The organism is Halalkalibacter sp. APA_J-10(15), from assembly GCF_023017105.1.
In the GTDB taxonomy this organism is placed as follows: domain Bacteria; phylum Bacillota; class Bacilli; order Bacillales; family Bacillaceae_D; genus Halalkalibacter.
In genome coordinates this window covers 173,956-186,683 of the sequence record NZ_JALKEV010000007.1, presented here as the reverse complement: position 1 = coordinate 186,683, position 12,728 = coordinate 173,956, and the positions used below count along the sequence as shown (strand labels likewise).

General features: G+C 39.5%; 8 protein-coding genes. All 8 read right to left on the bottom strand.

The window, feature by feature from the left end:
• Positions 1 to 43 precede the first annotated feature (43 nt).
• Positions 44 to 1,369, bottom strand: a complete 1,326-nt coding sequence (locus MW695_RS10580; protein WP_247105280.1) for a glycoside hydrolase family 30 protein — start codon at positions 1,367 to 1,369, stop codon at positions 44 to 46.
• Positions 1,366 to 3,336: a beta-galactosidase gene (locus tag MW695_RS10575; RefSeq protein ID WP_247105321.1), complete on the bottom strand. Its 1,971-nt coding sequence runs from the start codon at positions 3,334 to 3,336 to the stop codon at positions 1,366 to 1,368. Before MW695_RS10575 ends, MW695_RS10580 begins: the two co-directional genes overlap by 4 nt.
• A gap of 65 nt (positions 3,337 to 3,401) precedes the next feature.
• Positions 3,402 to 4,229 (bottom strand): carbohydrate ABC transporter permease, encoded by an 828-nt coding sequence (locus tag MW695_RS10570; RefSeq protein ID WP_247105279.1) that lies wholly within the window; start codon positions 4,227 to 4,229, stop codon positions 3,402 to 3,404.
• Complete coding sequence (locus MW695_RS10565; protein ID WP_247105320.1) at positions 4,226 to 5,116, bottom strand: carbohydrate ABC transporter permease; 891 nt, start codon at positions 5,114 to 5,116, stop codon at positions 4,226 to 4,228. The genes MW695_RS10570 and MW695_RS10565 overlap by 4 nt, the downstream gene beginning before the upstream one ends.
• Positions 5,117 to 5,253: 137 nt before the next feature.
• Positions 5,254 to 6,549: an ABC transporter substrate-binding protein gene (locus MW695_RS10560; protein WP_247105278.1), complete on the bottom strand. Its 1,296-nt coding sequence runs from the start codon at positions 6,547 to 6,549 to the stop codon at positions 5,254 to 5,256.
• A gap of 741 nt (positions 6,550 to 7,290) precedes the next feature.
• The gene (locus MW695_RS10555; RefSeq protein ID WP_247105277.1) at positions 7,291 to 8,352 is read right to left on the bottom strand and encodes a response regulator transcription factor; all 1,062 of its coding nucleotides are present in this window, start codon (positions 8,350 to 8,352) and stop codon (positions 7,291 to 7,293) included.
• A gap of 18 nt (positions 8,353 to 8,370) precedes the next feature.
• Positions 8,371 to 10,131: a sensor histidine kinase gene (locus MW695_RS10550; RefSeq protein ID WP_247105276.1), complete on the bottom strand. Its 1,761-nt coding sequence runs from the start codon at positions 10,129 to 10,131 to the stop codon at positions 8,371 to 8,373.
• Positions 10,132 to 10,430: 299 nt separating this feature from the next.
• The gene (locus MW695_RS10545; RefSeq protein ID WP_247105275.1) at positions 10,431 to 12,722 is read right to left on the bottom strand and encodes a glycoside hydrolase family 3 C-terminal domain-containing protein; all 2,292 of its coding nucleotides are present in this window, start codon (positions 12,720 to 12,722) and stop codon (positions 10,431 to 10,433) included.
• Positions 12,723 to 12,728 lie beyond the last annotated feature (6 nt).

The window sequence follows — 12,728 nt, the reverse complement described above, 5'->3', positions numbered from 1 at the left end:
AAAAACTTAGTGCAGTTTACACTAAGTTTTCTTCATTTCTACTTTATAGAACGATAGAATTAAACGACTCCGCTTCCAAGCTAAAGGAATACTGCTGACCATTATGTTCAATCACCACTTCACGCTCTTCTTTAAACGGATTCTGAATCACGACTACCAACGAGCCATCTTTATTCTCAAATACGAGTGAATTCCCAGTCCATGATCCAGTTGTTTCAATCCGTCGTGCATCAGGACGAACAAAATGAGAAAAATGCTTCATCACATAGTATTCAGGGTTCTGAGTTAATTGTTGCTGTTCTTTCTCGATTGTTAACATCGAGTTTTGCTCCCACCCCCATGTACTGCGCCCTTTCGGCTGAAGAACCATGTTCCAATAAATATAACTGTTAACCCCATTCGTAAAGTAATGCTGATACAGGTTAAAGATATATTTCGCGTAAAACCATGTATTCGTACCGTCTCCACACTCATTTTCCGTTTGCATGTAACGAAGCTCGGGATAGCTCAAGACCGTTCGTTGAATGCCATACTTACCTGCCCATTGATAACCAACACCACTTACATATTTATATGCTTCTGGATCACTTAATACTGTATGAGCATACTCATCGTGATCTTGTGCTTTTCCTTTCATCCACTCATCCCAAGGCTCAGGAGCATTGATTGTCCCTAGCCAAATTTCAGTCTCAATGTGATGCCGTTTAAAAGCCGGCCCTAAGTAATCACGAATAAATTCTCGCAATTGCTCACCTGTCCATACACAAGACGGAAACTTCTGATCAGCAACGACTTCATTTTGCACGTGAATTTGATGAATCGTAATACCTTCTTGTTTATAAGCTTCGATAAATTTCACAAAATAGAGGGCATACGCCTCTAGCACCTCTTTTTCCCATCGTAACGTCCCGTAATTATAAGCCTTCGGTGTTTTCATCCAAGTTGGCGGGCTCCACGGTGAAGCAAATAACGTTAAATTCGGATTGAAACGAAGCGCTTCTTTAATATAGGGAATTAAATACTTTCGATCCCTTTCAATCGAAAAGTGCTCCATCTCATAATCATCGTCATGTTCATTTAAACTATACCATTCTAATGCATAATCACTTGCTCCAATTGGCAGACGGCAAACAGAGAATTTACAATCGCCATCAGGATGAAACAAATGATAGAGCACCTGCTCTCGATCTTCCTCACTCAAGAAAGAAAGAGCCTCATACCCTAACTCATTGAAGCAACCACCAAATCCTTCAACGAGCTGACGAGCTGTTGAGGTAATCGTCAAACTCGACTGTTTCTTTTGATTGGTTTCTACCTTAACATCTTTCTCCTTCCATCGTCCTGACTCTGTTGATGAAAGCCATCTCATAAGCTCCTCTCCTCCAATACACAAAATCCCCAACGGTCAAGCTTTACTTCATCCCCTTGTACACATTCGTTTCCTGATAATAAATCAGTCCCATGAGCATATGGATACGTAAATAAAACAGCTGTATCTGAATAGTTAAAATAGTAACGAATCGTATTACCTGCATCATTTTTTCCTGACTTCGTAATAATTGGGAACGAAAGGTCTTGATCGCTTCCCCATAATCCAGCCTTTTTCACTGCCTGCTCTAATACCGCCTTCATCGCCTTCGAGCTAATAAAGCAACCGATATACGTCGCAACTCCTTGTCCATATTCATTTTGTGTGATCGCAGCATACTTTCCCCAATGCGGATGGTCATAATAGGCAAGAACATCAGCAGTCGTTGGCGTTAACAGCTCCATCCATGTATCTACTTGATTATGCTCTACCCCTACGTTAAATGGGTCACTCTTTAATGTCACTTGTTTCGGCTCGACAAATTGACTATAGGTAACGCCACATACTTCATCAATTATTCCGGGCTGTGTTGTCGTACGAACCTTAACATGTTCATCAGTAAAACCACTCTTAAACGTATAAACGACGTGACCGCCTTGCTCAACAAAGTGATTCAAACGCTCTAAACATTCATCAGAGGCTGAATAGAGAGCAGGTACAACAATCAAATGATACTGATCCAGATTTTCTGACTTAGGATGAATGAAGTCACAACCTACATTCATATTATATAGCTCGTTATATATCAGTCGAACGACGTCATTGTAGTTTTTCTCACTAGTGAAATGGAACGGAAACCATTCAAGAGACGTTAAAGCTTCATTACTGATAAGCATGGCGACATCATTTTTCTTGTTCAAATTAACGAGCTTAGAAGATAGCTTCTTAAAATCCGCCCCAACTGTCTTTGCTTCTTCATAGGTAGGGTTCGACTTCAGATCATGACTTAATAACCCCTTCCAATACGTTTCGAATGAATTATGGATCGAATGCCAATGCCAATAAGCAACCATGTTAGCTCCAGAAGCAAGGTGACTAAACGCTTGAAGACGTAGCTGCCCTGGATATGGTGTCCAATGAATAAATGCCTGTGCTTGTGTTTCTAATACGAGATAATTGTCATGCTTCAATGAACGAGTGATATCGCCACCTAACGATATTTCTGCTCCTGTTAATTCATCCTGTGACGGGTGATAAATGTCCACTCCCGCAATATCAAACGGCTTCGCTGCCTCGAAATGATCAACATCAGGTTGTACACCATACGAATAGCCTCGCCATTCAAAATCAAAATTTTGCGTCACAAATTGATCCTCTCTTTTGTATTCATTAACGAGAGAAGCTTGCCAGGCAAGAAAATCTGTCACAAGCGTTCGTTGAAACTTAGCAAACTCCGAACCGAGACTACCATTAATCGTCCCAACAACAGAGGGGAAGTCCTCCCAACTATTAATGCGATTGCTCCAATAATCTAGGCCGAATTTTTTATTTACCTCTTCAAGTGAACCAAACTTCTCACGCATATATTTCACAAACTGAACTTGAACATTTGGCCCCACCGTCCCGTAATGCTTCGTTTCATTATCAGTCTGATAACCAATCACTGCAGGGTGATCCTTCACACGGGAAATGAGCTTGCGAATGATTCTTTCGGCATAGAACAAATACGTCGGATTCGTAATATCCATGATTTGTCTTGCTCCGTACTTCCCCTTTCCTTCCTTCGTTTCCGCTAGTACACTCGGATGCTCCTTCACCATCCATGTCGGAACAGCATAGGTTGGCGTCCCAACAATAACGTCAATTCCAGCCTTATGCATAGCATCTAGTACACGATCCACTGAGCTAAAATCGAAGACACCATTTTGTGGCTCATGTGTACTCCACGTCGATTCAGCAATGCGGACAACTGTAATGCCCGCATCCTTCATCATTTTAATATCTTCATCTAATCGATCATATGGCATATATTCATCATAATAAGCAACACCATAGTATAACTGATTCTTCACATTACCCCTCCTAACATCGTTTAACCTTTAACAGCACCTTCAGCAATACCGTGTAAAATAAAGCGTTGGAACACTAGATAAAAAATAATTAATGGTAAAGCCGTAATAACCAAGGCTGATAAAATTTGTGGCCAATCATTGTTATATTCTCCAAACAGCATGTTGATCGCAAGAATTAACGTGTAATTATTAACATTCGTTAACATTAACAACGGTAAAAGGAAATCATTCCACAGCCATAAAATATTTAAAATCGCAATCGTAACAAGAATCGGCGTTAGCATTGGGAAAATAATTTTCATGAAAATTTGTATTTCGTTTGCCCCATCTATTTTTGCTGATTCTTCTAATTCTTTCGGAATCGTTTTCGTAAATCCATGACATAAGAAAATCGCCATATTAACACCTAAACCAATATAAATTAATCCAAGCCCATAAGGTGAGCCTTGAACACCAATGTTATTCGCTACTTGCGTTAACGTAATCATAATCGAATGAAACGGGATAAGCATCGATGCAATAAAAACAAGGAAGAACAATGAGCTCAACTTGCTTTTTGTCCGTGCTAGCTTATAGCCAGCTAACGAACCACAAATAATGATGCCGAGCAAACCAATCGTTGTGACGATAAGCGTATTCCACATACTACTAAAGAAATTAACCTGCTGCATCGCATTAATATAATTATCAAAGTTTAAAGATGTTGGTAACGCCAACACATTAGCAAAGATTTCACTTTGAGTTTTAAATGAATTTACAACAGCCAAGTAAATTGGGAATAATGTCAAAGCGCCAAACAAAACTAGAATAACTGTATTTAAGGAAGCTGCCACTTTATTTGTTCTCATGACTCAATTTCCCTCCTCTTCATAACCGAAACTTGAATCACCGTAATGACTAATACGATAAAGAATAAAATCATCGCTTTGGCACTCGCATACCCAAATCGATAGTTTCCAGAAAACGCCTCATGGTATATATTCAAAGCAATAACTTGCGTACTCCTACCTGGGCCCCCACCTGTTAAAGCAAACACAACATCAAAGATTCGAAACGCCTCATTAAGTGTGAGGAATAAGCAAATCGTAATCGCATGCATAATCATTGGTAAGGTAACATTTCTAAAACTTTGAAATGCTGATGCCCCATCAATGACCGCTGCTTCCTTCAAATGCTTTGGAACTCCTTGCAATGCTGCAATATAAATAATCATCATGTACCCAATTCCACGCCATAGCGACACAATTAAGATCGAATAAAAGGCAGTCTGGGGATTTCCAAGCCACTCTTGATCGAGAAATGTGAGAATCGCCCACTCAGACAATTGCGGTAGAACTGTCACGAAAATAAAATACCACATAAACGCACTAATGATTAAACTTACCATATTCGGCATAAAAAAGACCGTACGGAACAACCCTTTACCTCGTGATCTTGATTCAATCATAACCGCTAAGAAAAGGGCAACCACATTTTGAACGACCAATATAACGACTGTTAATTTTAATGTAAACCACAATGAATTTAAAAAATCAGGATCATTCCGAAGAGCTTCTACATAATTACTTATACCAACAAAATTCGAGCTTCTTGATAGACCGTTCCAATCGGTTAAACTGTAGTAGGCTCCACCTATTGCAGGTATAAGTAAAAAGGTAATGTAAAATAACAGCGCAGGCGCTAAAAATAAGAACAACGATAAAGTTCCTTTATTCTTCCCTTTCACAAACCGCATCCATTTATCTCTAAATTTCGGGTCATTCACCTGATTTGCTCCACTGTTTAATTGAGCCATTTTCCCCACCTCTTTACTTATAATGAAAGGAGATGACTCAAGAGAGCGTATCACTCTCAAGAGTCATGTGAAACAAATTAATCATCACCATTTACTTGATTAGCTTGTTGCCAAGCGCGATCAAGCGCTTGAATTACTCCCTCTTGATCTAAGCTTCCAGCTAAATAACTTTGCAATGCACTTTCTGATTCCGTTTTAACTGCTTGTGGAATGGCTGGATCTTGATAAGCGCGACCATCAACAATATACTCATTTGCTTCAATTAACCACGGGAATGGATCAAAATCATGTGAATGAGCCACTTGATTAAACATTAAGTCTTGGAACAACTGAGATGAATCTTCCTCATCTAAAATATAGTTGAGTAAATCTTTCGCTACTCTCTTATTTTCACTTAAGCTTGAAACCGCCAATGACGTCGTTGTTGATGAATTAATCATTGTCGCCTCAGGACTTTCATTAATTGGCAACGGTGCTACACCAAAGTTAATCGATTCATTAGCAGAAAGAATGGACTCAGCAAACCACGGACCTTGAACCCACATCGCTGCCTCACCATTAGCAAACATCGCACTTCCTTGATCGCCATCAATTTCAAATCCTCGAGACGTCGTATGTGTAGCAACAAGATCGATTACCTCAAAGAAGCCATCTAGCTCAGCAAATGAGCCTTCGTCATTATTCATTCTTTCCATAAAGTCTTCGTTCTCTGTTTCCATTAATGCCCCTGTAATAAGTGGTAAGAATAGCTGTGGAATCCAGCCCTCATTGTAAGACGCAATAAATGGAGTAATATCATTTTCTTCAAGAACTTGAATCACTTCTTCCATTTCAGAAAGTGTTTCAGGTAATTCAAGACCAAGCTCTTCAAACATATCGATGTTATATAAATAACCCCAAGATAATGTTTCTAGCGGTAGCGCCACGACTTCCCCATTATGTGTCACCGCTTCTCGTGTAGCATCAAGAAGATTCTCAACAAACGGCTCATCTGATAAATCCTCTAGATAACCCGCACGATTGTACACTGGTATATCGTTAACTGCATGAACAACAAAGATATCAGGACTGTCGCTTGTTGCTAAACGCGTTTGCAAAATTTGCGTCGCTTGATCGGCAGCAGGGAATTCTAATTGATAGGTTACTTCTATCCCTGTTTCTTCTAAATATTTTTCAGAAAATTGATTAAAATAATTTTCATACTGTTCTCTAAAGCGAGGTTGTGGAATAAACACTCTTAGCTCAACAGAGTCGCCCTCTTGAAGCTCATTTTCATTCGGTTCTGTCTCTCCTGTCGAATCTGTGTCGTTACCACCACAAGCAACTAGCACAAACATCATGAAGATACTAACCATCAATAATAGCTTTTTCATAGTAAAACCCCCTTATTATTTTTGAATACGCTTTCATTATATAAAGATTCTGTCTTTTTAAAATTAGAGAATGTTAATATCTTTTATTGCATTTTTTTAAACCGCTTACATAAGAAAAACCGCAATAGCGGTCTTTTCTTAATTACGTTGTGCGAAGCTGTTACAGCGGGTTTAAGTTTTTATGAAAGTGGGTTTCTTTCATAAAAACTCGTAAACGGGCGAAGCCAACGCTCTTCTTTGAATCTGCCAACTTCTTCTATGCTTATTCCACATTTCTTCCTCGATTTTTATATAATTTTATCTTTTAAGAAAAACCGCGATAGCGGTCTTTTCTTAAAATAGTTCCGCGGAGACGTGACGACGCTTTCTTTTTATGAAAAGGGGAGGCAACGATTCAACCTAATCCTCTCTTTCTCCGCTCACTGAAGTGCATACCAGGTGCACACAAAAAGCAAGGGGAATCCTCATTCCGCTAATAGTGGAAACACCACTTCCTCAGATGAAAAAGTAATCCTCATTCCGCTATATGAACTTAACAAGGACAAAAGAAGGAATAAAACCCAAAATAGCGGAATGAGGAGCGCTTAACGACTGTAAATAGTGCCATACAGAGTGAATAGAGGAACGAGGATCACATGTGTCGCACGAGGTCATCTGCCTCGTCGCCATGCTCTTCTCTTCCAGTAAAAGTCGAAATAGAGGAATGAAGAACTGCATACATGGGCATCTTCTCTACCTCACTCACATTTGCCCTGGAGTCACACCATGATATTTCTTGAAAACACGATAGAAATAGGACACATCCTCATACCCAACCATTTCTGCAACATTTTTTATTTTGATTTTTTCATCTACGATTAGCTTCTTCGCTTTTTCCATCCGTAATTGCATAATGTATTCAGTAACATTCATACCAAATTCCTTTTTAAATGCTTTACTTAAATATTCTTTACTAACATAAAACTGCTGCGAAAGTTGCCCCAAAGAAATGGTTGGATGACTATAATTGACATCAATATATTCCTTCACCTCTTCAAGCTTAAACTTGCCGGTCACACCTTTTGCCTTTTGGATATACTCAAATAACTGCCGATACACTTTAATGTACTCATTGAACAAGTCTTCCATCGACATTTTCGGATTGTACAACGAAAGCTCCTCTTGAACAAATTGACTAGAATTTAAATTATTACGATAGATTTGATCTTCGGCAATGAACAGAAATTCATTATAAAGCTTTAATTTCATGCTTTGATCAATGGGTTTACACGTCGCTATAATTTCTTTATATAGCTGGTGAAAGCTACGCGTTAATTCATAATGATCACGTTCTTGAAAAGACTTATGAATACGCACCTTAAATTGATTCAGCAGTGGCAATAATTGAATATTAATTAACTTGCCGTGATCTATTTTCTTCATTCTTTCCTCATCCAAACGTTGAATGCAGCGACCTAAGGCTGCGTGAAGGTCATCAGAATCAACAGGCTTCAACAAATATTCCACAACATTAGAGCGAATAGCCTGCTGCAAATAAGAAAACTGGTCATAACCACTTAGGACAACAGAGGCAATCTGAGGATGCTTCTCATGAATAAATCGTAATAGCTGTACACCATCAACACCAGGCATATTCATATCCGTAATCACAATGTCTACTTGTTCCTTTTGAATAAAATCAGCTGCTTCCTGACCGTTTGCCGTTTCTCCTACAACCTGTAATCCTAATTCATTCCAACGTCCTAACCGTTTAACCATTTGTAACGCTGATTTTTCATCATCGACAAGTACTACACGTAACATTTCAATCCCTCCAATCATTTATTTTGGAATACGTATCGTAATAGACGTTCCAATATCCTCTGAACTTTCTATTTCTACCCCATACTCTTGTCCAAAAAGTAACTTAATCCTTGAATCAACATTCGAGACACCTATGCTATCTTGTTGTTCTAGAGGACTTTGATTACTGTTCTGCAGTCGTTTCTTTACCTGCTGTAATTTCTCCTCATCTAATCCGATGCCGTTATCAGTAATCATAATCTCTACTTCATCAAAGACAACTTGTACACTTATATCTAATATCCAATGATCCACACTCGATGCAAAGCCGTGTACAAAAGCATTTTCAACAATCGGCTGTAACGTTAACACAGGTAGCTCAACATACTCAGCTTCTTCATCGACATACACTTCAACCGTTAGTTTCCCGACAAAGCGTCGTTTCTGAATCGCTAAATAGTGCTGTAAATAATTCACCTCTTCGGATATCGTCACTAACGTTTTTTGCTGCTTCACAACGTAACGGAACATACGACTTAGCGCTTGAATAATTTCATACACTTGTTCACCTTTATTAGCAAATGCCCGATCACCAATAAGCTGTAGTGTATTATAGAGAAAGTGCGGGTTTACTTTTGATTGTAATGCCATTAATTGGGCATCCTTCTTTTCAATTTCACTCTTGTATTCTTGATCAATTAACTGCTTAATGCGGTTAATCATATAAGAATAACTTCGCTCTAAGCGGCCTACTTCATCCGTTCGATTCGACAACCTTGTCGTCGTTTGAAAGTTCTCCTTCTCTACCTGCTCCATCTCACTAGCAAGCTTTCGAATCGGCTTTGTAATCGTACTTGAGAAAATCAACGTAAACACAAAGGCAAAAACCATCGCAATGAGTGCTACTAGAAGACCGACACGAACAATTTGCATCGAACTAGCGAACACAATCGATTTCGGAAATACTTTAACAATGTAAATATGGCCATTATCAATTTCAGCAAAGAAGACATAAGAATCTTCAAGCGTTACATATGACCTTTCATCCACTGAGTTCGTTACAACTTGTTGAACATCTTGAAAGAGCTGACGATCAATCGACTGTTCGTGATAAGGCTGATGCAATAGCTCGCCTTCCTCACTCATTAAAAAAACAGAGCTTTCTTCTTCCGTTTTCAGCATATCCATATTATCTTGGATCATATCCCATTCAACATCTATAATAATGCTACCAATGCTTCCTCTTGTTTCAAACTGATTAATGCTCCTCATAAAGGAGAAGGTTTGATCGCGATAATGATTCATAAATTGATAATGGGGAGTAGGTTCAATCGAGGGCCATGTTACTAATGAACGCTCTTGATCACCGATACTAATGATTTGTGGCGCCTCATCTGCAAACAACGTAATCGATCTTATACGCTCCCTGTTCGTATAATGAAGTGAATAGAGTGTACTTTCTATCGTCAAGGTCGCTCCATGCCTTCTGTATGAATCTTCATGTGACAGCTCTTTAAATTGAGTAATAAAATGACCGTCCATCACTAATGATTGCATCACTCGATCAATAGCATCAAATTTCTCCGTAATAATAGCACTTGCTTGCTGTACACCAGACGTATTCGTCGTAAAAATCTCATCAACCATATTTTTCGTCGAATAGTACGTAGCCCATGTTGTTACAATGACAATAGGTAACGTAACTAAAATCATGACGGCAATGATTAATTTATAATACAAATGACTATTTATATATATATAAAGGCCTCGCAAACGTGCAAGCCACTTCTTAGGACTCATCAAGGATTCACCTTCTTATTGCCGGAATGACCTTATCATACCATAATGACTTCGACGATTTTCAAACGAAAAAATAGAGGTGTTCGTACGTTATGACTTGTACGAACACCCATTTATGATCACTGATTTTCGAAAGAGAAGGACTTAGAAAATTCTTAGAAGTTGAACAAATGAAGGTGTAAGTGAATTTGCAGGTGGCACCGGTTCGTTACTTAAAACCCCTCTTTCAGAAAAACTCAAAAGTTTGTATCAACTACACACGATGCAGTTAAGAAAAGACGCTAACGCGTTTTTCTTATTTAACCATTATTGACTGCCTCATTTAAATGACTAATCATCGCTTGAAGCCTCTCTTCTGTTAGCTGCCCATTACTAAAGTTAGACAAAGCTCGTAACGGCATGTATCTCATCATCGCTGCCATCATTTCAGCAGCATCTCCCTCTTCTTCAGCTGCACTCGCAAAAGGACTATCCTTCTGTGCCTCAGCTAGCATCTGCTTGGCGAGTGGTGCTATTTTCGGATGATCTAACAAATCACCAACGGTCGTATTTCGATGGACAGTAAATGGTTTCTCACTCATTGACTCCACCGTAACCATTTCAGATAACACGATATCATTAGAATTTCTTCCGATTAGAATCGTAAAATCGCCACTTTCCACATGCCAATCAGCTAACTCTGTATCATAGTAAGCAAACGAACGTTTATCCAACGTGAATTCTACTGTTTTTTCTTCACCTGGTCGTAAGTCCACCTTCGCAAAGCCTTTAAGCTCTTTATCAGGTCGACTTATTCGACTTTCGACATCCTTAACATACAGTTGTACAACTTCTTTTCCTGCCACACTTCCCGTATTCTTCACCTGAACCGTACATGTCACAAAATCTGTATCACTTATCTTCTTTTGACTAACGGTTAAATTTTCATAGTCAAATGTTGTATAGCTTAAACCAAAACCGAATGGAAATAGCGGTTTGACCTTTTTCGTATCATAATATCGATACCCGACATAAATCCCCTCACGATACTCTACGCGATCACCATCTCCCGGGAAGTAAAGGTAAGAAGGATTGTCGCTTAATCTTTCTGGGAACGTTTCCGCTAATTTACCACTTGGATTGACATCGCCGAATAACAAATCAGCAATAGCCCCTCCAAGAGCTTGACCTCCTAGGTATGCTTCAAGCAACCCCTTCACCTTTCCTAACCACGGCATTTCAATCGGAGCACCATTACTTAAAACCGCAACGATATTTTCATTTACAGTCGCAACCTCTTCTATTAAACGCTGATGGTTCTCTGGTATATTTAAATGCTGCCGATCATATCCTTCTGATTCATAACGATCAGGTAGACCGACAAATAGAATCACTGTATCTGCATCTGCTGCTACACGTTTCGCTTCCTCAATCAACTGTTCATCAATTGTATCTTGATCACGATGATACCCTTGAGCATACGTGATTGTCGCTCCTTCACCAACGACCTTCTCAACCTCTTCGACAATGTCTTCTAGCTTCGTCGGATTAATATGTGAGCTTCCTCCTCCTTGGTAACGCGGAGCTTTGGCAAACTCACCGATAACCGCAATCTTTCCTTCTTTTTTTAATGGAAGAAACTGACCTTCATTCTTTAATAGCACCATACTTTCACGCGCTGCCTCACGAGCTAATTGATGATGCGCCTCCCAATCATACGATGCATTCTCTTTCTTCTCCTCAACCGATTTGAGGAGAATTCGAACGATGCGTTCTACTGCAGCATTCAATTTCTCTTCCGATAACCGTCCTTCCTTCACAGCAGCAATGACCTTATTCTCACCAATACCTTGACTAGCAGGCATTTCAAGCTCAAGACCATTCTTCACCGCTTCATCACGCTCATTAACAGCTCCCCAGTCAGAAACGACAAAGCCTTCAAAGCCCCATTCTTCCTTCAATATATCTTCAAGAAGCGTTTTGCTTTCTGAAGCAAATTCACCATTAACCTTATTATAAGCACACATCACCGTCCACGGTTGTGATTGCTTAACAGCCCCTTCAAAGCTCGCCAAATAAATTTCACGCAACGTTCTCTCATCAATAATCGCATCTGTCGACATTCGCCGATGTTCCTGGTTATTCGCAGCAAAATGCTTAAGTGACGTCCCTACCCCTTGACTTTGTACACCTTTAATATGATTGGCAGCCATTTCAGACGATAGATAAGGATCTTCGGAAAAATATTCAAAATTGCGCCCACATAACGGTGATCGCTTAATATTGGCACCAGGTCCTAACAACACAGCGACATTCTCAGCTTGACACTCTTCACCTAAAGCAATACCGACTCGTTCAATCAAACTCCGATCCCAAGAGCTCGCCATTCCAGCAGCTGAAGGGAAGCACGTTGCTGGTACACTATCATGCAAGCCTAAATGATCAGCCCCTAACCTTTGCTTACGTAAGCCATGTGGACCGTCTGTTACCATTACTGATGGAATCCCTAATCGCTCTACCCCTTTTAAATGCCAAAAATCCAGACCAGAGCAAAGCCCTGCTTTTTCTTCTAATGTCATTTGACTAACTAGCTCTTTTACCTTATTTGTCATCATAAC